Source organism: Niallia sp. FSL W8-0954, from assembly GCF_038005605.1.
GTDB lineage: Bacteria > Bacillota > Bacilli > Bacillales > Cytobacillaceae > Niallia > Niallia circulans_A.
Genome location: NZ_JBBOTN010000001.1, coordinates 3,513,231 through 3,538,226, shown reverse-complemented (window position 1 = coordinate 3,538,226; position 24,996 = coordinate 3,513,231). Strand labels below are relative to the sequence as shown.

The 24,996-nt window shown below is 35.3% G+C and carries 22 protein-coding genes and 3 other annotated features; of the genes, 18 read left to right on the top strand and 4 right to left on the bottom strand.

Annotation, left to right across the window (positions count from 1 at the left end; translation table 11 throughout):
- Nucleotides 1-280 precede the first annotated feature (280 nt).
- The 7 genes from ytxC to NX902_RS17475 all read left to right on the top strand — a co-directional run bounded on the left by ytxC (nt 281) and on the right by NX902_RS17475 (nt 6,014).
- The gene (gene ytxC, locus NX902_RS17505; RefSeq protein ID WP_341160872.1) at nt 281-1,126 is read left to right on the top strand and encodes a sporulation protein YtxC; all 846 of its coding nucleotides are present in this window, start codon (nt 281-283) and stop codon (nt 1,124-1,126) included.
- Between the two features lie 71 nt (nt 1,127-1,197).
- Nucleotides 1,198-1,438 (top strand) — a binding site (T-box leader).
- A gap of 82 nt (nt 1,439-1,520) precedes the next feature.
- A complete protein-coding gene (gene thrS, locus NX902_RS17500) occupies nt 1,521-3,458 on the top strand; it encodes a threonine--tRNA ligase (RefSeq protein ID WP_095331452.1) in 1,938 nt (645 codons plus the stop codon).
- 188 nt (nt 3,459-3,646) lie between these two features.
- Nucleotides 3,647-3,784, top strand: a sequence feature (ribosomal protein L20 leader region).
- A 150-nt stretch (nt 3,785-3,934) separates the two neighbouring features.
- Nucleotides 3,935-4,438 (top strand): translation initiation factor IF-3, encoded by a 504-nt coding sequence (gene infC / locus NX902_RS17495; protein WP_016201804.1) that lies wholly within the window; start codon nt 3,935-3,937, stop codon nt 4,436-4,438.
- A 15-nt stretch (nt 4,439-4,453) separates the two neighbouring features.
- The gene (gene rpmI, locus NX902_RS17490; protein WP_016201803.1) at nt 4,454-4,654 is read left to right on the top strand and encodes a 50S ribosomal protein L35; all 201 of its coding nucleotides are present in this window, start codon (nt 4,454-4,456) and stop codon (nt 4,652-4,654) included.
- Nucleotides 4,655-4,680: 26 nt separating this feature from the next.
- The gene (rplT, locus tag NX902_RS17485; RefSeq protein WP_031534824.1) at nt 4,681-5,037 is read left to right on the top strand and encodes a 50S ribosomal protein L20; all 357 of its coding nucleotides are present in this window, start codon (nt 4,681-4,683) and stop codon (nt 5,035-5,037) included.
- Between the two features lie 66 nt (nt 5,038-5,103).
- Nucleotides 5,104-5,370, top strand: coding sequence for a DUF1294 domain-containing protein (locus NX902_RS17480; protein WP_095331454.1), 267 nt, complete (start codon nt 5,104-5,106; stop codon nt 5,368-5,370).
- Between the two features lie 68 nt (nt 5,371-5,438).
- Nucleotides 5,439-6,014, top strand: coding sequence for a TVP38/TMEM64 family protein (locus tag NX902_RS17475; protein ID WP_095331456.1), 576 nt, complete (start codon nt 5,439-5,441; stop codon nt 6,012-6,014).
- 131 nt (nt 6,015-6,145) lie between these two features.
- Here NX902_RS17475 and NX902_RS17470 read toward each other — a convergent pair whose 3' ends face one another.
- Nucleotides 6,146-6,499, bottom strand: coding sequence for a sigma-w pathway protein ysdB (locus NX902_RS17470; protein ID WP_095331458.1), 354 nt, complete (start codon nt 6,497-6,499; stop codon nt 6,146-6,148).
- A 277-nt stretch (nt 6,500-6,776) separates the two neighbouring features.
- Here NX902_RS17470 and NX902_RS17465 point away from each other — a divergent pair, with 277 nt between their 5' ends.
- Nucleotides 6,777-7,862, top strand: a complete 1,086-nt coding sequence (locus NX902_RS17465; protein WP_095331460.1) for a M42 family metallopeptidase — start codon at nt 6,777-6,779, stop codon at nt 7,860-7,862.
- Between the two features lie 91 nt (nt 7,863-7,953).
- On the opposite strand, the gene NX902_RS17460 is transcribed toward NX902_RS17465, so the two are convergent.
- Together NX902_RS17460 and NX902_RS17455 are read right to left on the bottom strand one after the other, a co-directional pair.
- Nucleotides 7,954-9,066, bottom strand: coding sequence for an AI-2E family transporter (locus NX902_RS17460; RefSeq protein WP_095331462.1), 1,113 nt, complete (start codon nt 9,064-9,066; stop codon nt 7,954-7,956).
- A 270-nt stretch (nt 9,067-9,336) separates the two neighbouring features.
- Nucleotides 9,337-10,497, bottom strand: a complete 1,161-nt coding sequence (locus tag NX902_RS17455; RefSeq protein WP_095331464.1) for an ROK family protein — start codon at nt 10,495-10,497, stop codon at nt 9,337-9,339.
- A 273-nt stretch (nt 10,498-10,770) separates the two neighbouring features.
- Here NX902_RS17455 and xylA point away from each other — a divergent pair, with 273 nt between their 5' ends.
- A complete protein-coding gene (gene xylA / locus NX902_RS17450; protein WP_341160871.1) occupies nt 10,771-12,078 on the top strand; it encodes a xylose isomerase in 1,308 nt (435 codons plus the stop codon).
- Nucleotides 12,079-12,257: 179 nt separating this feature from the next.
- On the top strand, nt 12,258-13,769 hold the full coding sequence (xylB, locus tag NX902_RS17445) for a xylulokinase (RefSeq protein ID WP_095331468.1): 1,512 nt from the start codon (nt 12,258-12,260) through the stop codon (nt 13,767-13,769).
- A 289-nt stretch (nt 13,770-14,058) separates the two neighbouring features.
- Here xylB and sspI read toward each other — a convergent pair whose 3' ends face one another.
- Complete coding sequence (sspI, locus tag NX902_RS17440; RefSeq protein WP_047941909.1) at nt 14,059-14,265, bottom strand: small acid-soluble spore protein SspI; 207 nt, start codon at nt 14,263-14,265, stop codon at nt 14,059-14,061.
- Between the two features lie 183 nt (nt 14,266-14,448).
- Between sspI and NX902_RS17435 the strand changes: the two genes are divergently transcribed.
- From NX902_RS17435 to NX902_RS17400, 8 genes are all read left to right on the top strand, one after another.
- Nucleotides 14,449-15,195 (top strand): TrmH family RNA methyltransferase, encoded by a 747-nt coding sequence (locus tag NX902_RS17435; protein ID WP_095331470.1) that lies wholly within the window; start codon nt 14,449-14,451, stop codon nt 15,193-15,195.
- Between the two features lie 81 nt (nt 15,196-15,276).
- Nucleotides 15,277-15,526 (top strand) — a binding site (T-box leader).
- 65 nt (nt 15,527-15,591) lie between these two features.
- Nucleotides 15,592-16,632, top strand: coding sequence for a phenylalanine--tRNA ligase subunit alpha (gene pheS / locus NX902_RS17430; RefSeq protein WP_095331472.1), 1,041 nt, complete (start codon nt 15,592-15,594; stop codon nt 16,630-16,632).
- A gap of 16 nt (nt 16,633-16,648) precedes the next feature.
- Nucleotides 16,649-19,063 carry a phenylalanine--tRNA ligase subunit beta gene (pheT, locus tag NX902_RS17425; RefSeq protein ID WP_095331474.1) on the top strand — a complete coding sequence of 805 codons (2,415 nt, stop codon included), beginning with the start codon at nt 16,649-16,651 and terminating at the stop codon, nt 19,061-19,063.
- Between the two features lie 430 nt (nt 19,064-19,493).
- On the top strand, nt 19,494-20,774 hold the full coding sequence (locus NX902_RS17420; protein WP_095331513.1) for an ABC transporter substrate-binding protein: 1,281 nt from the start codon (nt 19,494-19,496) through the stop codon (nt 20,772-20,774).
- A gap of 213 nt (nt 20,775-20,987) precedes the next feature.
- Entirely contained in the window at nt 20,988-21,989 is a 1,002-nt protein-coding gene (locus NX902_RS17415) for a carbohydrate ABC transporter permease (RefSeq protein WP_341160870.1), read from the top strand.
- Entirely contained in the window at nt 21,986-22,834 is an 849-nt protein-coding gene (locus tag NX902_RS17410; protein WP_095331478.1) for a carbohydrate ABC transporter permease, read from the top strand. The genes NX902_RS17415 and NX902_RS17410 overlap by 4 nt, the downstream gene beginning before the upstream one ends.
- 93 nt (nt 22,835-22,927) lie before the next feature.
- On the top strand, nt 22,928-23,944 hold the full coding sequence (locus NX902_RS17405) for a LacI family DNA-binding transcriptional regulator (protein WP_095331480.1): 1,017 nt from the start codon (nt 22,928-22,930) through the stop codon (nt 23,942-23,944).
- 69 nt (nt 23,945-24,013) lie between these two features.
- Nucleotides 24,014-24,940: an ROK family protein gene (locus tag NX902_RS17400; RefSeq protein ID WP_123260690.1), complete on the top strand. Its 927-nt coding sequence runs from the start codon at nt 24,014-24,016 to the stop codon at nt 24,938-24,940.
- Nucleotides 24,941-24,996 lie beyond the last annotated feature (56 nt).

The following is a 24,996-nucleotide window of genomic DNA, read 5'->3' as shown; positions in this document are numbered from 1 at the left end:
TGTGGGATTAGTACGAACCTCACGGAAAGCGAACCCCTGAAATGGAAAGTAACATCCCTATTCGAAGGAATTGATAAATATACTGTAGCCAAACCTCTATTTCCAAAATATGGGTGTTTGACTACAGTGTGAGACAGACTAAGTGGATAGTCTGTCTTTTTTGTTTTTTAACTATTTTTTATAAACGTCCATTCATCTGCATACATATTTTATAGTCTAATTTCTACCTCTTCCCCATATATATGAAATCGAGGACTTCTTTATAAAAGGGGGGATACGGTTGATTGAAATTCAATTTCATGATCAAAAAGATGCTTTGAGGTTTTTGCGCATACTGAAGAAACAAGTAAAATATGCGGAGTCGTTTGACAGAATAGACGACGACAATAAGTGTATTATTGTTAAAACAGATGGAAGCAGTAAGGAGATAAAGAAATGCTTAACTGCTTTTATCTTGCATATAAAAACAGATGATTGGGCAAGAGAAATATTAAAAAATCGTTATTTCTATATGGATGAACTAGAACAGCGAAGTATATTAGAAATACTTCATAGTTTAGTGGAGGAAGAGCGGGAAGGACTTACCACTTTAACAAAAGAGATAAACATAAAAAGTTGTCTGACAGAGTGTATGAATAACTTCATAATAGAACAACATAAAGAATTTTCCTTTGATTCCTTTGTGACCTTTCGATTAAAGTCTTTTATTGGAAAGTTGATAAAATACATAGAATTATCGATTGATGAGTACAAAATGGAACAAGAATATCAGGTGTTTATTCATACTTTGCGAAATTCCCTTTCCAAAAAGGCTGCAAAAGTGAATCATATCCATGTGTTAATCGATCTAGAAATACAATTTTTTGATACAGAATACCGGGAAATTCCCCAGCAAGAGCTAATGATGCTGTATGATCAAAAAAATGTTGTTTCTTCTACCCATTATATCGATCCCTATTCTCTAGGACCATTGCTTGCCCTCGCACCGAAAACTATCTTTTTGTATACAGAGGATAGAGAATTACCTATTGTGCGAACTATTTTAAATATTTTTGAAGAACGAGTGCAACTTTTAGAAAAGGAACAATTTTTTCTAAGAATAAGCACACAGACAGAAATGAAGTAAGTTTCCCTTTAATTCCCTTGATTTTATGTCTAGAAAAGCATATAATAACGTACATAAATTAACTATAACTTATACCTGTAATGATAAGGACAATAGTTTTCTTGTACGGTTTTAAGAGAGGGAAGGATGCTGGGAACTTCCTAACACGATAAGATTGCTTACCACCTTTAAACTTCAGTCAGGAACGGGATTATCCTCAGTAATGACTGGCGGTCTCAGCAGCCGTTATCTGTTTAAACTAAAGCCAGACATTTTCATTGTTTGGGAATTAGGGTGGAACCACGTGTTTTTACTATAAAACTCGTCCCTTCGTATAGGGACGGGTTTTTTTGCGTTTTAATCGGTTCTTATCGTACAAGGAAAGCTTAATGGCAAAAATAAAGGAGGAAGTTTCATGTCAGAATTAATTAAGATTACATTTCCAGACGGAGCGGTAAAGGAGTTTCCAGAAGGGACTACAACAGAAGATATTGCAGGTTCCATTAGCCCAGGCTTAAGAAAAAAAGCACTAGCAGGGAAGATTAATGGCTCTTTATATGATTTGAAAAGACCTATACTAGAGGATGCTTCTTTTGAAATCATTACACCGGATAGCCCAGATGCTTTAGAAATCTTGCGCCATAGCTCAGCACACTTAATGGCACAAGCTATTAAACGAATTTATGGAAATGTTAAGCTCGGTGTAGGGCCAGTTATCGAAAATGGATTTTACTATGATATTGATTTAGAGCAATCGTTAACACCAGAAGACTTACCAGCAATTGAAAAAGAAATGAAAAAAATTATTAACGAAAACCTGGAAATTATCCGTAAAGAAGTAAGTCGCGCAGAAGCGATTGAGCTTTTTAAAGAAATGGATGATGAATATAAACTAGAATTAATTGAAGCAATTCCTGAAGACGAGACAGTAACATTATACCAACAAGGAGAATTTATTGATCTTTGTCGCGGTGTTCACGTACCATCTACTGGAAAACTAAAAGAGTTTAAATTGCTGAACATTGCAGGTGCATACTGGAGAGGGAACAGCGATAATAAAATGCTTCAACGTATTTATGGAACAGCATTTTTTAAGAAGAATGAGTTAGAAGAGCACTTACGCTTTTTAGAAGAGGCAAAAGAAAGAGATCATCGCAAAATCGGAAAAGAATTAGATTTATTTATGACTTCTCAAAAAGTGGGACAAGGCTTGCCGCTATGGCTGCCAAAAGGCGCAACAATCAGACGCATTGTAGAGCGTTATATTGTAGATAAAGAAGAGCGATTGGGCTATAACCATGTATATACACCAATCATGGGAAGTGTCGATTTGTATAAAACATCTGGACACTGGGATCATTATCAAGAAGATATGTTCCCTGTGATGGAAATGGATAATGAGCAGCTAGTTCTTCGTCCGATGAACTGTCCGCACCATATGGTTGTTTACAAAAATGATATTCACAGCTATCGTGAATTACCAATCCGTATCGCAGAACTTGGCACAATGCATCGTTACGAAATGTCTGGTGCTTTATCAGGATTACAGCGTGTTCGCGGGATGACTCTAAATGATGCACATATTTTTGTAAGACCAGACCAAATTAAAGATGAATTCAAGCGTGTTGTAAACTTAGTGTTAGAAGTATATAAAGACTTTAATATTACAGATTACTCGTTCCGTTTATCTTATCGTGATCCTGCAGATACAGAGAAATACTTTGATGATGATGCGATGTGGAATAAAGCACAAAGCATGCTGAAAGAAGCAATGGACGACCTAGGTTTAGATTACTTTGAAGCAGAAGGAGAAGCAGCTTTCTACGGTCCGAAATTAGATGTGCAAGTGAAGACAGCCTTAGGAAAGGATGAAACACTTTCTACTGTCCAATTGGACTTCTTATTACCTGAACGCTTTGACTTAACATATGTTGGAGAAGATGGAAAGCAGCATCGTCCAGTAGTTATCCACAGAGGTGTAGTGTCAACAATGGAGCGTTTTATTGCATTCTTGATTGAAGAATACAAAGGAGCATTCCCTACATGGTTATCACCAGTACAAGTACAAGTTATTCCAGTATCACCTTCTGTTCATTTTGAATATGCAAAAGAAGTACAAGAAAACTTACAAAGACACGGTTTCCGCGTAGAGTTAGATGAGCGCGACGAGAAAATCGGCTATAAAATTCGTGAAGCACAAATGAAAAAAATTCCCTACATGCTAGTAGTAGGAGACAATGAAGTGGAAGACAAAGCCGTAAATGTCCGCAAATACGGAGAACAAAAATCAGAAACAGTTTCTTATGTAGATTTCTTAGAAAAGTTAACACAAGAAGTGAAATTATCAAATTAAAAGAGTTGTAATTCCAAACGGGATTTTCTAATTTTCAACCTATATTCCGAGCTTTTCTGAAATTATGCATAAAAAGTATTGCATTGAATCCATTATTTTGATAAAATTTTTCTCGTTGTGATATTTCTTTCGTTGACTTATAGATATCAATTGTGATATAGTTACTAAGGTAAATTGAATACGAGTTTGAGGAAAAGAAGAAGCACCCGCTTCTCACCTGATTGACACAGATTCCAAGTAGTTAACAGGTATTACGTAAAACATTTTAGGTATTACTTTTGTTTCGTAAGTGTGGGTGAATTCATCATCCACACTTTTTTATTTGGATGATAAAGATTACAAAGCCTACGATGTCAACTTGGGAGTCAAGTGTCAATTAGTATCTAAACTAGAGAAGGTGACCTAGGATAGAATATTCTTGACCCGAACGTTGTATTCGTCATTAACCTTGGAGGTGTTTAACTATTAGCAAAGATATGATTTTAAATGAAGGCATTCGTGCTAGAGAAGTTCGTCTTATTGACCAAAATGGAGAACAGCTTGGGATTAAAACGAAATTTGAAGCTCTTGAAATTGCAACACGTGTTAATCTTGATGTGGTTCTTGTTGCTCCAAACGCAAAGCCGCCGGTAGCTCGTATCATGGACTACGGTAAATACAAGTTTGAACAGCAAAAGAAAGAAAAAGAAGCACGTAAAAATCAAAAAATCATTAATATTAAAGAGGTTCGCCTTAGTCCAACTATAGATGAGCATGACTTTAATACAAAGCTTCGTAATGCTATTAAGTTCCTAGAAAAAGGCGATAAGGTAAAAGCATCCATCCGTTTTAAGGGACGTGCTATTACACATAAGGAAATCGGTCAACGTGTACTTGTTCGTTTTGCAGAAGCTTGTGCAGAAGTTGCCACTGTGGAATCACATCCAAAAATGGACGGTCGAAGCATGTTCATGACTTTAGCGCCTAAAAACGACAAGTAAGAGGAGGAATACCAAATGCCAAAAATGAAAACTCACCGCGGAGCTGCTAAACGTTTCAAAAAGACAGGCTCTGGTAAATTAAAACGCTCAAAAGCTTATACTAGTCACTTATTTGCTAACAAATCTACTAAGCAAAAACGTAAACTTCGCAAAGCTGGATTAGTATCCAAAGGCGATTTCAAACGCATTCGTCATTTATTAGACAACATTAAGTAATTTTTTCAATATAGGAGGGAAATAATATGCCACGTGTTAAAGGCGGTACAGTTACACGCAAACGTCGTAAAAAAGTTCTTAAATTAGCTAAAGGTTATTATGGTTCAAAACATACATTATATAAAGTTGCAAACCAACAAGTAATGAAATCATTAATGTATGCATACAGAGATCGTCGTCAAAAGAAACGTGATTTCCGTAAATTATGGATTACTCGTATCAACGCAGCTGCTCGTATTAATGGTCTTTCTTATAGCCGTTTAATGCACGGATTAAAATTAGCTGGTATCGAAGTAAACCGCAAAATGCTTGCTGAACTTGCTGTAAGCGATGAAAAAGCATTTGCTGAATTAGCAACAGTTGCAAAACAAAACTTAAAATAAGTTTTTAAAAGAAGGTAGCTTATACCTTCTTTTTTTCTATACTTTTTTGCGAAAGGGGAAGAGCATGTGATTACATATGTATTAATCTATTTGGCAGTAGTGAATATATTCGCATACTTTTTAATGGGAATAGATAAAAAAAGGGCTATTAAGCATCAGTATCGGATAAGTGAAAGGACATTATGGATTACGGCTATTCTATTTGGGGCGTTTGGTTTATTTATTGGAATGCAAAAGTTTCGTCATAAAACAAAGCATGCTTCTTTCAAATATGGTTTACCTCTCTTGACATTACTAGATGCTGGGATTGTACTTTACATACTAAATGTTTAGGCATATTCTCGTCTTTTTTCTTATACACTGTAATAACAACATGATTCTATAGAGCAGAAGGTGATAAGATGGAAGAGCAGTTATCAGTCCTCTTTGTTATGGTAGAAGTTAGTGGCATATTAGCACCGATTATTTTTATTTTATTCCATACACTTCGGCAATTTTTGTTTATTCCTCCTATTCTAGTCTGTATTGCGGGAGGAATTTTATTTGGAGTGACGCTTGGCACCATCTATTCTATTATCGGCTTAACCATTAATTGTCTCTTATTCTATGCAGTCATTCACCGCTTGCCAAAAACACATAACAAACTATCTCATCTTAAAAAAAGATGGTTTGGTGAATATCGTAATTTAACACTCGGACAAATCTCCATTTTAAGATTGATCCCAGTGTTTCATTATCATTTATTAAATTTCTGCTTGTTGGAAAAAAGAAAAAGTTTAAAGGAATATAGTAAAACTTCTTTTATAAGCAATATTCCTTTAGCATTTTTCTATACTATTTTTGGCCAATTCATAAGCCAATTCTCGTTGACGATGGTTGTTATCATTATGTTTGCTTTGGCAATTCTTGTTTATATCTTACGAGAAAAAATTACGATAATAAAATGGAGAGAATTTTTTAAAGAGGCTCATGAATAAAAAGAGAGAATGAAGATCTTCTTTCTTAAAATGAATAAACCCCCAAACAATAATACGAAGCTTTCTTAGTAAGGAAGTATCATTGTTCGAGGGTTTATTTGGTTGATTACGTATGTCTGAGCTTCCGGTATTTACGATTTTTTAAACCGTGTCCATTCGATTCTTGCCTTTGGATAGATAGACAAAAGCGACTGCTCTATATAGGCTTTGTCTTGAGTGGACAACTTTGTATTATAAGGATTTGTAGGAAAGAGTAAAATGTGATCCACTTCTTCAGCAGCAGCGTATTTTTCCCCCTCAAGCAAATGACCTTTATATGTTAGTAAGAGATTCATTCTTATATTGTCTTTTTTATCAAACAAATAAAATGTTCCACGCTTTTGCGCGAATGTTAATCTTCGCTGCGGATTCGTTAAGAAAGAAGTGAGTCGAAACAACCCATAAATAAGAAATGCGAGAAGAACGAATAACAAAAGCCATTTCATAAAAGAGCCTCCAGTAACTTAAATTTTCAGGATTAACTAATAGAATACGAAAGAGAACATAAAAGGTTTCATTTTTAGAAAAATATTTTAAAAAAGAAATAAAAATAAATAGAAACAAAGAATTGATACATAATATAAGCAAGGATTCTATTCTGTACCCATATGACGAAGGAGAAATCTCTTTTCAATAAAGCTATAAGTAGTATTTTATATTTTGTACTATAATTATTTTCTAGTATAATAATGAAGAATATATTATATTAAGGGAGTCGAAATAATGGCGAAATTAGATGAAACATTAACAATGCTTAAGGATCTTACTGATGCAAAAGGTATTCCAGGAAATGAAAAAGAACCAAGAGAGATCATGAAAAAGTACATAGCAGAATATGCAGACGAGGTAACAACAGATAATTTAGGAAGCTTAATTGCTAAGAAAGTTGGCCAAGCAAATGGACCGAAAATAATGGTTGCAGGTCATCTTGATGAAGTTGGTTTTATGATAACCCGTATTGATGATAAAGGTTTTCTCTATTTTCAAACAGTAGGCGGTTGGTGGTCACAAGTAATGTTAGCTCAACGAGTAACAATTGTAACAAGCAAAGGAGAGATCACTGGTATTACAGGATCCAAACCACCTCATGTATTAAGTCCAGAAGCAAGAAAGAAACCAATCGACTTAAAAGATATCTTTATTGATATTGGCGCATCTTCTAAAGAGGAAGCGATGGAGTGGGGCGTGAAACCAGGCGATATGGTCGTTCCATATTTCGAGTTTACGGTCATGAATAATGAAAAAATGCTGCTTGCAAAAGCATGGGATAATCGTATTGGCTGTGCTATTGCGATAGATGTATTAAAGAATTTAAAAGACAGCAACCATCCTAATATTGTCTATGGTGTTGGTACTGTTCAAGAAGAGGTCGGCCTTCGTGGAGCAAAAACAGCTGCAAACTTTATTGAGCCGGACATTGGTTTTGGAGTAGATGTTGGTATAGCTGGGGATACACCAGGAGTAACAGAAAAAGAAGCATTAAGTAAAATGGGCAAAGGTCCACAAATTATTTTATATGATGCTTCCATGGTGTCTCATAAAGGTTTACGTGATCTGGTAACAGATACTGCTGATGAGTTGAAGATACCTTATCAATTTGACAGTGTGCCAGCAGGTGGTACAGACTCAGGCTCCATTCATTTAACACATAATGGAGTGCCGGCTTTATCTATCACGATTGCAACTCGCTATATTCATTCACATGCTGCAATGCTGCATCGTGATGATTATGAAAATGCTGTTAAGTTAATCGTCGAAGTAATAAAAAAATTAGATCGTGAAACAGTAAATTCATTAACATTTGCATAATTAAAAGGGAATTTGATTTTTAATCAAATTCCCTTTTTTAAGAAGCTTTATCGACAAGTCCTATATCTTATCCCTAATAGCTATATGATATTTATTCTAGTGGAGGTATCTTAGTATTCAATATCGCTGCCTTCCTTGCTTTGAGCAGGCGGTTAATATTGATTACAATCGTTTTAACAGCAGCGTAAGTTGGTACTGCAAGAATCATTCCTAAAATACCTGCTAAATTTCCTGCTACTAATAGCAGAATAATAATGGTTGCTGGATGTGTATCCAATCTTTTTCCAAGAATTAAAGGAGATAGAATATTTCCTTCAATTTGTTGAGCAATGGTAATGACGATAATAACTAGTAAGGCTTGTGTTGGTGATGTGAAAATAGCGATAATAACAGCAGGAGCACCACCGATTAATGGTCCAACATATGGGATCATGTTTGTTACAGCCACAAGTAAAGCCATTACAAGCGCATAATCAAGACCAATTATTAAATAACCAATTAAAGCCAAGGTTCCTACAAATAGAGCTACAATAACTTGTCCTTGTATGTAGGCAGCAATTGTTTCGCTTGTATCTTTGATAATATGTAATCCTTCTTTACGATAAGATGCAGGGAAAAATTTAGAGAGAGCCTCTGGAAATTTGCTGCCATCTTTTAAACAATAGAAAAGTAAAAATGGAACTGTGACAATCGTAATGGTTATATTAGTCATAGTGCTGATGATTTTACCGATTCCATTTGTTATATTGCTTGGAATTGTTTGAGCATAAGCCTTTAAGTTTTCTGTTATATCTTCAATTTTTACATATTCTTGATTCATAATCCATTTGTACTGTTTTGTATCATTTAAGTATTGGAAATATTGCACTGCTTCATCAGCATATTTAGGTATATTTTTAAATAACTCACTAAATTCTTTGCTGATCATAGGAACGATACTGCCAATAACCAAAATCAAAATGCCGATAACACCAACATAAAGAATAATAATGGAAAGTGTCTTTGGAATTTTATTTTTTTGCAAAAACTTAACGATTGGATTAAGTAAAAAGTATAAGAAACCAGTAATGATAATGGGAACAAAAAGAGTAGAAAATAACACTGCAACTGGTTTAAATAAAAATGAAATTTTTGTGCATAAATAAACAATCGCAACAATGATAAGAACTTGTAATAACCAATAATGAAACTTCTTTTTTGTCAAAATTTTTCACCTTTTTCATATTTTGTATAGCAAGTATAGCATATTCGCTCTATTTCTTGTAATGATAGCCAAACATTATATAAAACGATTATAGCATCCTTATATCCATCATGATATTAACGAAATAACTGTGAAAAAAGTTTCAAAAAACGATAAAAAAATAATGGTATTTTGGGAAGGTGTGAGGTAGAAATAAAAAGAAATGATACAATCTACTCCACTTGTATGAAAAGATTGTATCACCCTTTAACGTAAGCAAAAAAAGTCGTGTTACTCTACATTGATAATTTTTAAATGGGAAATATTTAAGAAATTACGAATGTTTAGAGCGGTAGCGCCGAATAAAGATGCCTTAGAACCCAGACGTGAATTTTCAATGGCGATATCTTTATTAAAGGAACTTTCTAGGTTATTATGAATGATTGAAAGTATATCAGGGATTCTTCGAATAACAGAACTATTCATATATATAATCTTTGGAGCAAAAAAAGTCATTATATTGTTTAACCCTTTTGAAAGATTATAACAATGTTGCTGAATGAGTTCTTGTATAGCTGAATCATTATCATAATAATGCTCAGCTAATAAATCTGGTGTAACATTGGATAATTGTTTTAACTCTTTAAACTGCTCTAGAAGCACCTTATCGGAACAATATTGCTCTAAGCAGCCTTTATTTCCACATGGGCAAGTTCTGCCATCAGGATAAAGAATTGAATGACCAACTTCACCAGCTCTTCCGTCTAAACCTGTAAACAATTGCCCATCAATAATAATTCCAGCACCAATACCACTATGGATACTTAAACTAATTAAGTTATTAAATTCTGTTGAAAAAGTAGACTCTCCAATGGCAGTTAAATTAGCTTCATTTTCAATATGGATAGGATACTGATACAGTTTCGTTAACTCTTCATAAAGTTCTATTTTGTCTAAATCATAATAGGGAGTAAATAAAATGTTATTTTTATTTACAATACCATGTATAGCAATCCCGATCCCAACAATACCATAGGTTGTCAGATTACTTATTTTCGCATATTTTTCAATAATATCAGAAATATGGGTAAGAACATTTTCTTTCTTAATAAACGTACCCCTTTCTTTATTATAAAAAACCACTTCTCCATCTAAATAAGTAACCATTGTAGAAATAAAGTCATAGCCAAGCTCTATGGCAATCGAAAGACCAGCTTTCTTATTTAGTTGTAAAAGAATTGGCTTTCTTCCCCCAGAATGACTACTTTCGCCAATGCCGATTTCTTCTATTAATTTCTCTTCAAGTAACTTCTTTGTTATATCAGAAACAGTTGCTTTATTTAACCCAATATTAGCCGAAAGGGTTGCCCGCGAGATAGGGGCATGCTGAACAATTTGCTCCATAACAAGAGAAGCATTTTGTTCTCTAATTACATATTTGTCTGTAACCATTATTTTCCTCCAAACAGTTTATCACCTAGTAACGATGTATGTATTGTTAGGTTACCATACTAATTATAATTCTTCTATCAAATTTATTAATAAAATAACAAAAATAATATTGTAAGCGCTTGACAAAAAGCAAAGTTAGATTTATGATAAATTCAGTTAGTATATTGAACTAACAAATAGAAAGTAAATTAATAGATTTGTAGAAAATGGATGAGAAAAGAAAAAGTAAGTTTAAATGATCTTGATTTTTATAACAAATAGGAGGGAATTAGAATGGAATTTTTTCCAATGATTAAAAAAGTAAAATATGAAGGACCAAAGACGGAGAATATTTATGCATATCGTCACTATAATCCAGAAGAAGTTGTATTAGGAAAAACGATGAAAGAACATTTGCGTTTCAGTATGGCATGGTGGCATACATTAACGCAGGATGGTTCTGATCCATTTGGTGCTGCTATAAATAATCGTAACTGGTTTGGTGAAACGCCAATGGAAACAGCAAAAAATCGTGTAGAAGCTGGATTTGAATTAATGGAAAAAATGGGTTTTGAATACTTCTGTTTTCATGATGTGGATATTGCTCCAGAGGGTGATACGCTTCAAGAGTTCTTCGATAATTTAGATGTAATCACAGATTTAATTAAAGAAAAGATGGATCAAACAGGGATTAAATTACTATGGAATACAGCTAATATGTTTACAAACCCTCGCTTTGTACATGGTGCTGCTTCTTCATCCAATGCAGAAGTTTTTGCATATGCTGCTGCACAGGTGAAAAAAGGCTTAGAAATCAGCAAAAAGCTTGGCGGCAAGAACTATGTATTCTGGGGTGGACGTGAAGGTTATGAGTCTTTATTAAACACAGATTTACAATTAGAACAAGATAACATGGCTCGTTTCTTCCATATGGCAGTTGATTATGCCAAAGAATTAAACCATGAAGTTCAATTTTTAATTGAACCAAAACCAATGGAGCCATCCAAACACCAATACGACTTTGACGCTGCTACGGCAATGGCATTCTTACAAAAATACGATCTTGATAAAAACTTTAAACTAAATCTAGAAGCAAACCATGCTACATTAGCAGGACATACTTTTGAACATGAAATGGCTGTTGCGAGAAGTTATAATGCACTTGGATCCCTAGATGCGAACCAAGGAGATATAATGCTTGGATGGGATACAGATGAGTTCCCAACTAATATCTATGATACAACTCTAGCAATGTATCAAGTGCTTGAAAATGGAGGAATTGCTCCAGGTGGTATTAACTTTGATGCGAAAGTTCGCCGTTCTTCATTCTCTATGGAAGATTTAGTGCTTGCACATATTGCTGGTATGGATACTTTTGCACGTGGACTTAAATCAGCTGCAAAACTAAAAGAAGATGGTTTCTTCGATAAAGAAATTGAACGTAGATATAAGAGCTATACAACTGGAATTGGTAAATCTATTGTAGAAGGAAAAGAAAATCTGAAAACATTAACTGAATATGCATTACAACATGATCAAATTGAAAATGAGCCAAATCATCTGGAATTCTTAAAATCTCGTTTGAATGATTATTTAGTATAATACAAATAGAAAAATAAGTAATATAACACCATAAAGGGGTGTCTCAATAGAAGGAGTTGGCATCACAAGTTTATTAGTAGTAGCTAATTGAAAAAATCTACTAGAAATACTTGTGGAGGTCGAAATCTCTCTGAATGAGACATCCCTTTACATTGGTCTTCAGAAGGGAGCGTTTATAAATGTCATATGTAATAGGGATTGATTTAGGAACAAGTTCCTTAAAGGGATTGTTAGTAGATAAAGAAGGAAAGGTTCTTATCACAAAGAGCTCCGAGTACGAGCTTTTAACTCCACAGCCGAAGTACAGTGAACAGAATCCAAATGTGTGGATAGAAGCATTAGATATTGTACTAAAAGAAATTATTGAGGCATTTCCAGAAGCAGCATCCAAAACGGAAGGAATTAGTTTTTCTGGACAGATGCATAGCTTAGTTTTATTAGATGCAAATGGAAGCCCCCTCAGGAATGCTATCTTATGGAATGATGTAAGAACAAGTAAGCAATGTCAGGAAATAATGGATAGGGCAGGACAAGAAGTTATTAGCATCACGAAGAACAAAGCACTAGAAGGGTTTACCTTGCCTAAGCTGCTTTGGGTAAAAGAAAATGAACCGACTATATGGGAACAAGCAAAGCACTTTTTATTGCCTAAAGATTTTTTAGGATTCTATTTAACTGGTAATAAGCAAATGGAGTATTCAGATGCTGCTGGAACATTAATGCTGAATGTGGAAAAGAAGGTTTGGAGTGAATCAATTGCTGAATTATTTGATCTTCCATTAGGTATTTTTCCTAAGCTTGTTGAGTCCTCTGACAAAATAGGCGTAATGAAAGCAGAACTTGCAAAAAAGTATGGTTTTACAAATGATATTGCTGTATTTTCTGGAGGAGCAGATAATGCCTGTGCAGCAGTTGGTGCAGGAATTGTTAAAGAAGGTATGGGATTAGCTAGTATCGGAACATCAGGCGTATTTCTTTCCTATGAACAAGATGGGAAAGAAGATTATGCAGGGAAAGTTCATTATTTCAATCATGCAATAAAGGATAGTTTTTATTCCATGGGGGTAACATTATCTGCAGGATATAGTTTAAATTGGTTTAAAAATACGTTTGCTTCAGAGAAAAGTTATGATGAGTTACTTTCAAATATTGAAAATATTCCAATCGGTTCAGATGGATTAGTGTTTACTCCTTATATAATGGGAGAAAGAACACCCTATACAGATAGTCAAATAAGAGGCAGTTTTATTGGAATGGACGCTAGACATACAATAGATAACTTTGCACGCGCTGTTGTAGAAGGTATTACTTTTTCATTGAATGATAGTAAGATTTTGATGGAGGAAAATGCGAATAAGCAGTTTACACGCATTGTTTCCGTAGGCGGAGGAGCAAAAAACAGCAAGTGGCTACAAATTCAAGCAGATATTTTTAATACGCCAGTTGTTAATTTAACAGTGGAACAAGGGCCAGGTTTAGGTGCGGCGATGGTTGCTGCAGTTGGGTTAGGGTGGTTTGCAACGATGAATGAGTGTGTGGAAAAGTTTGTTCAATATAAAGAAGAATTTCACCCTATTCCAGAAAATGTGAAAAAATACGAACAAGTATATAATATTTATAAAGAAGTTTATGCGGAGACGAAAGAAACTTCACATAAATTACAAGCGTTAAATGAATTAAAACAAAACTAAATGGTCGGAGTCCAATAGTATATCGAGCTCAGAACAAAGGTTAAAATAATGTGTCTAATTTTTGGGGACACTCCAAAAGCCTGTGGAGTCTTAGGTTTTGCATCCCGCAGGAGTCAGGTGTCCTCCGCTCCATTTTACTCCGTTTTTAAAGATTATTTAGTTTTTAAGCAAACTAAAATTACTAGGAGAAAATGGAGCAGACTGAATAAAAACCCGAATAATTATGAGAAAATCCAATTATATTGGCATTTCCCTCTAATCGTTCGGGTTTATGGTTGGAATAGTTGTTTTACTTTAGTCCATTTTCTAATGTCTGCAGCATTTCTACTTTATCTTCTTCAGAAGAATTTTTCCAAATTACTTCGAATAAAACGCCTAAACCAGGCAGCATTTTTTCTTCTCCGTTTTGGATAGCATCCACGATTGTATCTTTTAATTCATCTTGAGAATTGCCAGAAACATTATGGATTATTGCATTTCGTAAATTTAAATTCATAATAAGCACCTTCTTTCCCATTGTTACCTATCCACATCCAATCACTTATTGAATGATATGGTATAGAGTTTTTGTAAAACATATCTATTTTTATCATTTCACTAATGGCGTTTATTATGTATTTTATTTACGCTATAATAGAGGCAATAGAGATCAATTGGTGATTGTGAAGGAGAATAGCAAGTGAAACACATACTTTCGGTTAAAAATCCACAAATTAAAGAATGGAAAAAACGATTAACAAAAAAGGAAAGAGATAAAACGGGAACGTTTTTGGTGGAAGGCTTTCACCTTGTGGAAGAAGCATTCAAAGCAGATTCTATTATTGATTTAATCGTTTCAGAGGATATCGATGTACCTGCTTGGGATTATGGAGATACTCCGATAACGATCGTTACAAAAGAGATTATTAAGGAGCTTTCAGATACAGAAACACCCCAAGGCATTCTGGCCTTATGTAAGCAGCAAAGCCATCCAGAAATTCTCCCTACAGCGCAAACTTTTATTGCGATTGATCAAGTTCAAGATCCGGGGAATTTGGGAACGATTATCCGAACAGCTGATGCAGCAGGAATCGATGCGGTTATTATCGGAGAAGGAACGGTAGATATATACAATCCAAAGGTAGTTCGATCAGGCCAAGGAAGCCATTTTCACTTGCCAATTATAAAAGCAAATTTAGCATCGTTTATGGATGAATTAAAAGAAAGAAATATTCCCATTTATGGCACTGCCCTTGAAAATGGAAGGGATTATCGGGAGGTAGAAAAAACAGCCACATTTTGTTTAATTGTTGGGAATGAAGGTAATGGTGTAAGGAAAGAAGTATTAAGTAAGACTGATACCAACCTATATATACCAATTTACGGGAAAAGTGAATCTTTAAATGTTGCAGTCGCAGCTGGTATTTTAATGTATTATTTTAAATAATGTGTTGGTAGGCTGGCAAAGGCAAAAAAGGCATTTGAAAACTAATTAGATATATATTATAATTAAAACCAAATTACATGAATAAAGACATTGATGGAGAAAAGTAATTGATGTTTTTTAATTAAGGGAGAAAATGCCGCAGACTGTAAGCATTTTTATTAAAAACATGAATGAAGTTCACCTCCTGAGTCGGCATCGGGACCATTTTTCTTGTTTAGAAAGATGTAAAGATGTACCGGTATAGACTACCGTTATCCAAATGAAGTGAACTTGTTTTTTTATACATACAAGTTAATTAGGGTGGTACCGCGACAATAACCTCGTCCCTTTTTGGGGATGGGGTTTTTTTATGCCAATTTTCATGCGAGAACAAACCATATATAAGGAGGAAATGTAATGGAAGATAAATTAAAAGAATTGCAAGCTGAAGCACTAACACGCATTGAAAGCAGTATTGATATGAAAGAACTAAATGAAATTCGTATCGCATACTTAGGGAAAAAAGGCCCAATTACAGAAGTATTAAAAGGAATGGGCAAACTATCTGCTGAAGAAAGACCAAAGATGGGGGCGTTAGTAAACGTTATTCGTGACGAAATTACAAGCCGCATTGAGGCTAAACAAAAGGCGTTAGAAGAAGCGCTCGTCCAAGAAAAAATTGCTTCTGAAACAATTGATATAACTCTACCTGGTCGTCCTGTTTCTACAGGTAATCATCATCCTCTAACAAGAGTCGTAGAAGAAATTGAAGATTTATTTATTGGAATGGGCTATACCGTTGAAGAAGGCCCCGAAGTGGAAAATGATTACTATAATTTCGAAGCATTGAATCTGCCTAAGGATCACCCAGCAAGAGATATGCAAGATTCATTTTATATTACAGAAGAAACATTGCTTCGAACGCAAACATCACCAATGCAAGCAAGAACATTAGAGAAACATAAAGGGAAAGGTCCAGTGAAGATTATTTGTCCGGGTAAAGTATATCGTCGTGATAATGATGACGCGACACACTCCCATCAATTTATGCAGATTGAAGGACTTGTGGTTGATGAAAACATTCGTATGAGTGATTTAATTGGTACGCTTGAAGTTTTTGCGAAGAAAATGTTTGGGGAAGATAGAGAAATCCGTTTACGCCCAAGCTTTTTCCCATTCACAGAGCCTTCTGTTGAAGTGGATATTTCTTGTTTTATTTGTAAAGGTGCAGGCTGCAGTGTCTGTAAAAAAACAGGCTGGATTGAAATTCTAGGAGCTGGAATGGTTCATCCAAATGTATTGGAAATGTCCGGTTTTGACTCTAAGAAATATTCTGGGTTTGCCTTTGGAATGGGTCCAGAGCGAATTGCGATGTTGAAATATGGAATTGATGATATTCGTCATTTCTATACAAATGATGTACGTTTCTTAAAACAATTTTCAGTACCGGAATATTAAGGGTGGAGGAGAAAAAATGTTAGTATCCTATAATTGGTTAAATGAATATGTAGATTTAAATGGCATAAGTCCTGATGAATTAGCAGAAAAAATTACAAAGAGTGGTATCGAGGTAGAAGGCGTCGAGGTTCTTGATGAAGGAATTAAAAATGTAGTAATCGGTTATGTTGTCGAGCGTGAACAACATCCGAATGCAGACAAATTAAATAAATGTTTAGTCGATGTTGGCGAGGGAGACCCAATCCAAATTATCTGTGGCGCTCCCAATGTAGATAAAGGCCAAAAAGTAGCTGTAGCAAAGGTTGGTGCAGTTCTTCCAGGTAACTTCAAAATTAAAAAAGCGAAGCTACGGGGGGAAGAATCAAACGGGATGATTTGTTCCCTGCAAGAGCTTGGTATCGAAGGAAAAATTGTCGCAAAAGACTATGCGCAAGGAATTTTTGTTTTTCCAAGTGATGTAGAGGTCGGCAAAAACGCATTAGAATATTTACAACGAAATGATGCTGTACTAGAACTGGGGTTAACTCCAAACCGTGCTGATTGCTTAAGCATGCTTGGTGTAGCGTATGAAGTAGCTGCCATTTTAGAAAAAGAAGTAAAACTACCTAATACAGAATATCCAACTATTAACGAAAAAGCATCTGATTATATTAAAGTTTCAGTAGAAGAGAATGCAGATGTACCATTATATACAGCAAGAGTGATTAAGAATATTAAAATCGCTCCATCTCCATTATGGATGCAAGGAAAATTAATGGCTGCAGGAATTCGCCCACATAACAATGTGGTCGACATTACGAACTTTATTTTACTAGAATATGGTCAACCGCTGCATGCTTTTGATTATGATAAAATTGGCTCAAAAGAAATTCTCGTAAGAAGAGCACAAAGTGGTGAAAAGATTACAACACTTGATGAAACAGACAGAACATTATCAGAAGATAATCTACTTATTACGAATGGAAAAGAAGGAATAGCTGTTGCCGGTGTAATGGGTGGTGCGAATTCTGAAGTTCAAGCTGGCACTACTACTGTTTTATTAGAATCGGCTTATTTTGACAGTAAAGTAATTCGCAGATCCTCTAAAGTAATTGGTTTAAGAAGTGAAGCGAGCGCAAGATATGAAAAAGGAATTGATCCAAATCGAGTACGTGAAGCTGCAGATAGAGCTTGTCGATTATTACAATTATATGCTGGCGGAGAAGTGCTTGAAGGGGAAGTCGCAGTTGATACACTAACTGCCGAGCCAAAAGTAGTTTCGATTACGCTCGAAAAAATCAATCAAACATTAGGAACGACATTAGAGACGAATGCAGTAACGGCTATTTTTAATAGTCTTCAATTTGCGACACAAATGGAAGGTGATACATTCATCGTAACTGTGCCAACAAGAAGAAATGATATTGTTATCGAGGCAGATTTAATCGAAGAAGTTGCTCGTCTTTATGGCTATGATAACTTGCCGAAAACATTGCCGATAGGTGCTGCTACACCAGGTTCTTTAACTGCTTATCAGAAAAAACGTCGTATGGCACGAAGATATTTAGAATCGGCTGGGTTATATCAAGCAATTACCTATTCATTAACAAATGAAGCGAAAGTGCATAGCTTTGCTTTAGAGAAAAGAAACCCAATCAACCTTGCAATGCCAATGAGTGAAGAACGTGCATTATTACGTCAAAGCATCGTGCCACAGCTGCTAGAGGTGCTTAAATATAATGCAGCAAGACAAAATGAAAACATAGCTGTTTATGAAACAGGGGTTGTGTTCTTAGCGAATGGAGAGCAGGAGCTTCCTGAGGAAAAAGAACATCTAGCTGGTGCAGTTACAGGCATTTGGAGTATGCACCCATGGCAAGGAGAGAAGAAAACTGTTGATTTCTTTGTTGTAAAAGGTGTATTGGAAGGATTATTCCAAAAGTTAGGTGTTATGGAGCAAATTACATTTGCTAGAGCGAATTTGGATGGTATGCATCCAGGAAGAACGGCTGAAATCGTTCTTAATGGGGAGATCATTGGATTTGTCGGTCAAGTGCATCCGCAAATGCAAAATGATTTAGATTTAAAAGAAACATATTGTTTCGAACTAGACTTAAGTAAGTTATTTGCTGTAGAAGTAGAAGCATTACATTATACGTCCATCCCTCGTTTCCCGTATGTAACAAGAGATATAGCGCTTGTTGTTGAGAAAGACGTGTTAGCTGGTACGCTTCAAGAAGTTATTATTGAAGCTGGCGGAAAGTTATTGAAAGATGTCCAAGTGTTTGATTTATATGAGGGCGAAAAAATGGAAGCAGGCAAAAAATCGATTGCATTCTCTTTAACATATTTTGATCCAGAACAAACATTAACAGATGAAATGATTAGCAAGACCCATGACAAAGTACTTGCTGCAGTAGAAGAAAAAGCTGGTGCTTCGCTAAGAGGCTGAGTCGGATAAAAAAAATCCCAGAGTTCAATTCTGGGATTTTTTATTGAAGCTGGTATGTGGTGAACACAACAGCCTGAATTCATTTTTTCTTTCCATGGGGCGAATCGGGAGAGAAGCATATAATTACGAAAACGGTTTCGAATGGAAATTCTTATTTATTCACTATTTATGGCGATAATAGTGAATAAATAAATTAAAATTATATGATTTTTTAAAAAAATTCAATAAATTGGTTATTTTTATATTGATTTTTTGAAGTAATGATATTATTATATGTTTTGTAAGCGATTTCTGTAAGTGCTTTCGAAACCGATTTCGTTAAATTGAAATCTATCATTTTTGGGGGTGTTCATTTCTTTATAGAAATCTCATATTTAAGAAAGACTATTAAAATATTAAATAATTTTGGGGGGTTATGATTTTGAAAAGAATGAAAAAGTTTGCTGCCATAGGTTTATCGTCATTGCTTGCACTGTCTTTAGCAGCTTGTAGTGGGAATGATACATCAAGTAAAACAAGTGGTAAAGATGAAAAAATCACGTTGGATTTTTGGACATTTGGTTCGACTGGTTATGAGGATTTAGCAAAAGAATACGAGAAAGAAAACCCAAATATTAAAATTAAAGTAAAGGCATCTGAAACAGCTGATCATCATGATGCGCTTTTTACAGCATTATCTGCGGGGAGCGGTGCACCTGATATTACGATGTTAGAGATTGACCAATTTGACCGTTTTAAAGTAGCTCAAGATCGTTTTGAAAATCTATATGATCTTGGTGCGAAAGATGTGAAAGACCAGTACTTAGAGTGGAAATGGAAGAGTGGAGAAAACCAGGACGGAGATTTCTTATTTGGTCTTCCTACAGATATTGGACCTAAAGGATTGTACTACCGAACTGATGTATTTGAAAAAGCAGGACTTCCAACTGATCCACAGGAAGTAGCCAATTTGATTAACTCACCTGAAGCATTTGAAAAAGCTGGATTACAAGTTAAAGAGAAAACAAAATTGCCATTTGTTGATAGTATTGAAATGGCATATAGAGCTTATCTAGATTCTGCGAAAACAGCTTATTTGACTCCTGATAATAAATTAAATTTAGGAGCAGACAGTGAAGTGAAAAAAGCATATGACTATGCTATTCGCTTAAATGAACTTGGAATTATAGGTAAATATGATATGTGGACTCCAGAGTGGGCAAATGCTGTTAACAAAGGCGAATTTGCGGCAGAGTTAGGAGCAGGATGGTTAAAAGGATGGATGGAAGGAAATGCTCCTGATGCTGTTGGGAAATGGAGAGTTGCTACATTACCAACTGAGTTTGCTGCAAACTGGGGTGGTTCATACATTGCCGTACCATCTGAAACAAAACATTCCCAAGAAGCTTATGATTTTATTGAATGGCTTGTATCACCAGAAAATCAATTGAAATCATTCCAAAGCCATGGATTATTCCCATCTGCTCAATCTGTATATGATATGGAAGAATTTAAAACGAATGCAGATGAATTCTTTGGTGGCCAAGCAACAGCTCCAGTATTTGCAGAAGCTGCAAAGGACATTAGTGGCATAGGATATAAAGGTGAAAAATATGCTTCAATCCATAGCGAAGTATTGAATGCGCTTAAGAATGTCCAAAATAAAGGAGCAGACCCAGAAAAAGAATGGAAAGCTGCCGTGAAGCGCGCAGAAGATTTATTAAGCCGTTAATCTAGCATTTGTTCTATAAAAAACAAAGTTACTAAAATCTACTAACCTTTAAATAATTTGAAAAGTCGGTCGGCTTACATATATGAGCCTTTAGCGAGAAAAAGGTTTGTGGTAAGCCGGCGATACTTCATATATTGGTTTTTGTGAGGAAAATGAATAATGATGGATAGATAGGGAAGTTTGGACGTTTATATGTACCATGCTCCCTCGAATATGAAAAGAGGTGGGGAAATGAATCCTAGCAGTAATAAGGAAACTGTGAACACTGTCAGTAAGAAGCAACCTATTCATAAAAAACAGAAAAAATTTAGGTCGGAGCAAAAAAAGGATATGCTGTCAGGATATTTATATATAGCGCCTTTCTTCATAATTTTTGCCGTTATCGGCTTATATCCTATGCTTTTTAGTATTTACCTAGCCTTCCAAAAATGGAATGGCTTAAGCCCGATGACATTTAACGGACTGGCTAATTTTGAGACTGTACTCACGGATCCTCTATTTTGGAAATCGGTTTATAATACGATAATTATAGGAATTATGGGAACAGCTCCACAGTTAGTCGTCGGTCTTATTTTAGCTTATTTGTTGAATATGGCTTTTCTTAAATTTAAAAGCTTCTTTCGTGTAACAATTTTTATGCCCTATTTAACTTCCATGGTTGCTGTAGCCCTTATCTTTAGTGTGTTATTCAGTAATCATGAATCTTCTTTAGCCAATTATGTATTAACTCATTTCTTTGGACTTGACCCTATCCAATGGGCAGCCTCTGAATGGGGGACGAAAATTGCGATATCCATTATGGTGTTCTGGCGATGGGTAGGATATAACACGATTATCTATCTAGCTGGAATTCAAGGTATACCAAATGATTTATACGAGGCAGCTACCATTGATGGTGCCAATAAATTTCATCAGCTTTTTTACATTACTATCCCAATGATGAAACCATTTATTATTTTAACGGTATTCACTTCAACAGTTGGTGCCATGCAGTTATTCTCTGAACCAACTGTGTTTTTAGGAACTGGTGCTTTCACAAGGGATGAAGCGATGACAATTGTTATGTACCTGTATAGAGATGCATTTAAATTGCAGTCATTTGGAACCGCATCCGCAACTGCAATCATTCTATTGGTCATTATATCATTATTTGCTGTCATAAACTTAAGTTTAACGCAAGGATTTAGAAAGAAAAAGAGAGGTGTGGATCAATGAGGAAGCATGACAAAAGAAACCGGAGAAAGTTTTCCATAGGCAGATTATCCGTTTACTTATTTTTATTTATTGCTGCTATCGTTTCGTTGTTTCCATTTTACTGGATGTTTGTCATGGCAACAAGGCCGAGTGCTGCCTACAATTCCATCCCACCAACTTTAACACCAGGAAATATGCTGGTTGAAAACTTTAAAAAGGTATTAAGTCAAATTGATTTTTTTGGTGGGATGTGGAATTCATTTATACTCTGTTTTGTTGTAACGATCATAGTACTACTCATTAGTTCATTAGCAGGCTTTGCCTTTGCCAAATTTAGATTCCCAGGAAGAAACATTTTTTTCATTGCTATTTTGGTAACCATGATTATTCCACCGCAATTAGGGTTAATCCCACAATACTTCTTAATTTCTAAAATAGGACTTCTAGATACCTTACAAGGAGTTATGATTGTATCCTTTTTAAATCCTTTAGGGATATTTCTAATGCGCCAATATATATCCGAGGGAGTTCCTGATGAATTAATAGAAGCAGCGAAATTAGATGGGTGCTCGAATTTCCGTATCTATTGGGGAATTGTATTACCGATTATCTTACCAGCGTTTGCTACTCTTGGAATTATTGTATTTACTGCTGTTTGGGGAGAGTTCTTATGGCAGTTTACGGTTTTAAGAGATCCAGAAATGTATACCATCCAGGTTGCATTAGCACAGTTGGGCAATACTCATAATATTGATTTCGGTATGATTTTATCTGGTGTGTTCTGGGCAACTGTTCCATTATTAGTCATTTTCTTATTATTTAACCGATTATTTATATCAAGTATTACGGAAGGGTCTGTGAAATAAAGACTATTTCCTGCCATGCTATTGTTTCATTCTCTAACTTTTATTAATCTAATATTAGGAATGAATTTAGACGGAAATAGAAGGGAAAAAACGATGAGTTTAACGATAAAGGACATTGCACAATTGGCAGGGGTATCACCATCAACCGTTTCGAAAGTATTAAATAATTATGGCGAAATAAGTGAGATGACTAGAAAAAAAGTCATGACAGTTATTAATGAAAAGGGCTACGCACCAAATTTTTCGGCTCGGTCACTGGCAACGAAAAAATCAAATCTCATTGGTCTTGTCTATGCAGGTAAAATCAATGTAGACATGACCCATCCATATTTTAATGAAGTTATTTCGACTTTTAAGAAAAATATTGGATTACTTGGATACGATATCTTAATGTTTTCTAATGAACAATTTCAAGGAAGTTATTTAGCAAGATGCAAGCACTTTAATTTGGATGGCTGCTTGATAATTGCAGGTGAAGAAGTAGAGGACGCTACTTTTGAACTTGCTGAGAGCGGTTTTCCTTGTATTGGAATTGATATTGAATTAGTAGGTCCAAAAGCGAGCTACGTCATGACGGACAATGTAAATTTATCAAGGAAAGTAGTAGAGCATTTTTATTTGAATTCTCTTAGAAAAATTGGCTATATTGGCGGGATGAGTGAATCCGTCATTTCTAATTTAAGGTTAAAGGGATTCAAGGATGCGATGAATCAGTTTGGTCTTGAAATCAGGGAAGAGTGGATTCAATATGGAGATTACCATGAAGAGAGTGGTTATATCGCAATGAAGAGAATACTAGAGTTGAAGGATTATCCAGAAGCTATTTTTGCTGCATCCGACTTAATGGCTTTAGGTGCACTAAGAGCTATTAAGGAAGCTGGACTTCATACACCTAGAAACATCCGAATTGTAGGATGTGATGATATTGCTGCTTCCCGCTATAGTGATCCTAAATTGACCACGGTCAAACAGGATAAGGAGAAAATCGGTAAATTATCTGCTTTTATGCTAAATGACTTGATAGAAGGAAAATCAAAATTAAAGCCAGTGTATACAGACTCTAAAATTATTGTAAGGGAAACGTGTGGGACGAACAAAGCCTTCAGGTGAGCTCTGGGCTGATTTAGGAGCTTTCTTACATAAATAATAAGACTTGTATGGATGTCAGGAGGTTTTTTGGTGAATTATTATGCAGTATTTGATGTAGGTGGCTCTGCAATAAAATTTTCGCTTATGAATGAATTGGGAAACTTTGTAGAAAAGTCTTCTGTTCCAACTCCAAAAGATGGAATCGATTCTTTCGTGGATACAATCGAAACAGTAGTGAAGAATTTTCAAGAAAAGAATGAGATAATCGGTATCGCCTTAAGTATGCCAGGAGCAGTAGATGTTGAAACAGGATTTATAAAAGGAACCTCAGCTCTGCCATATATTCATGGGCCGAATATAAGGGATGTCATCCAAGAACGGACAAAATTGCTTGTTGAGCTTGAAAATGATGCTAATTGTGCAGGGTTAGCGGAGGGATGGATGGGTGCTGCAAAAAATGTCGATGATTATATTTGTATTGTAATTGGGAGTGGTATTGGTGGTTCTATTTTTCTAGATAAGAAAATTCGTCATGGTAGCCATCTTTTCGGAGCCGAATTTGGTTACATGATTTTAGAGGATTATCTGAATCAGCCGCTAGGGGAATCATGGAGTTCTCTTGCAGCAACTGGAGGTTTAATTAAGCAAGTTGCGAAACGGAAAAACTTGGATCCAATAACTTTGGACGGTCAAATTGTATTTAACATGTCTGATGAAGGCGACTGGGAAGTACAGGAAGAAATAGAAAAATTCATTAAGCGCTTAGCTGTAGGAATTTATAATTTACAATACATTATTGATCCGGAGAAAATTCTAATCGGCGGAGCAATCAGTAAACGCGAAGGGCTTATTGAACAGATTAACGAAAAGCTAAAAATTATGAAGCCAACAGAAGAGTGTTTAAACATTCAAGTTCAGCCATGCCAATTTGGAAATGACTCGAACTTAATTGGAGCTCTATACCATTTCTTACAAAGAACATCTAGTCCATTAAGTGGTGTATCTAAAGGGAAATAAGTACATCCTCTTTAAAACCTGTTTCTGGATAAGAAAGAATAGGAGGGGTGCCTTTT

What these genes read in the sequence shown, in the direction of transcription:
- thrS (WP_095331452.1), top strand. Translation starts at nt 1,521, where the DNA reads ATGTCAGAATTAATTAAGATTACATTTCCAGACGGAGCGGTAAAGGAG.
- infC (WP_016201804.1), top strand. Translation starts at nt 3,935, where the DNA reads ATGATTTTAAATGAAGGCATTCGTGCTAGAGAAGTTCGTCTTATTGAC.
- rpmI (WP_016201803.1), top strand. Translation starts at nt 4,454, where the DNA reads ATGCCAAAAATGAAAACTCACCGCGGAGCTGCTAAACGTTTCAAAAAG.
- rplT (WP_031534824.1), top strand. Translation starts at nt 4,681, where the DNA reads ATGCCACGTGTTAAAGGCGGTACAGTTACACGCAAACGTCGTAAAAAA.
- NX902_RS17475 (WP_095331456.1), top strand. Translation starts at nt 5,439, where the DNA reads ATGGAAGAGCAGTTATCAGTCCTCTTTGTTATGGTAGAAGTTAGTGGC.
- NX902_RS17470 (WP_095331458.1), bottom strand. Translation starts at nt 6,499, where the DNA reads ATGAAATGGCTTTTGTTATTCGTTCTTCTCGCATTTCTTATTTATGGG.
- NX902_RS17465 (WP_095331460.1), top strand. Translation starts at nt 6,777, where the DNA reads ATGGCGAAATTAGATGAAACATTAACAATGCTTAAGGATCTTACTGAT.
- NX902_RS17455 (WP_095331464.1), bottom strand. Translation starts at nt 10,497, where the DNA reads ATGGTTACAGACAAATATGTAATTAGAGAACAAAATGCTTCTCTTGTT.
- xylA (WP_341160871.1), top strand. Translation starts at nt 10,771, where the DNA reads ATGGAATTTTTTCCAATGATTAAAAAAGTAAAATATGAAGGACCAAAG.
- xylB (WP_095331468.1), top strand. Translation starts at nt 12,258, where the DNA reads ATGTCATATGTAATAGGGATTGATTTAGGAACAAGTTCCTTAAAGGGA.
- sspI (WP_047941909.1), bottom strand. Translation starts at nt 14,265, where the DNA reads ATGAATTTAAATTTACGAAATGCAATAATCCATAATGTTTCTGGCAAT.
- pheS (WP_095331472.1), top strand. Translation starts at nt 15,592, where the DNA reads ATGGAAGATAAATTAAAAGAATTGCAAGCTGAAGCACTAACACGCATT.
- pheT (WP_095331474.1), top strand. Translation starts at nt 16,649, where the DNA reads ATGTTAGTATCCTATAATTGGTTAAATGAATATGTAGATTTAAATGGC.
- NX902_RS17420 (WP_095331513.1), top strand. Translation starts at nt 19,494, where the DNA reads ATGAAAAAGTTTGCTGCCATAGGTTTATCGTCATTGCTTGCACTGTCT.
- NX902_RS17415 (WP_341160870.1), top strand. Translation starts at nt 20,988, where the DNA reads ATGAAAAGAGGTGGGGAAATGAATCCTAGCAGTAATAAGGAAACTGTG.
- NX902_RS17410 (WP_095331478.1), top strand. Translation starts at nt 21,986, where the DNA reads ATGAGGAAGCATGACAAAAGAAACCGGAGAAAGTTTTCCATAGGCAGA.
- NX902_RS17405 (WP_095331480.1), top strand. Translation starts at nt 22,928, where the DNA reads ATGAGTTTAACGATAAAGGACATTGCACAATTGGCAGGGGTATCACCA.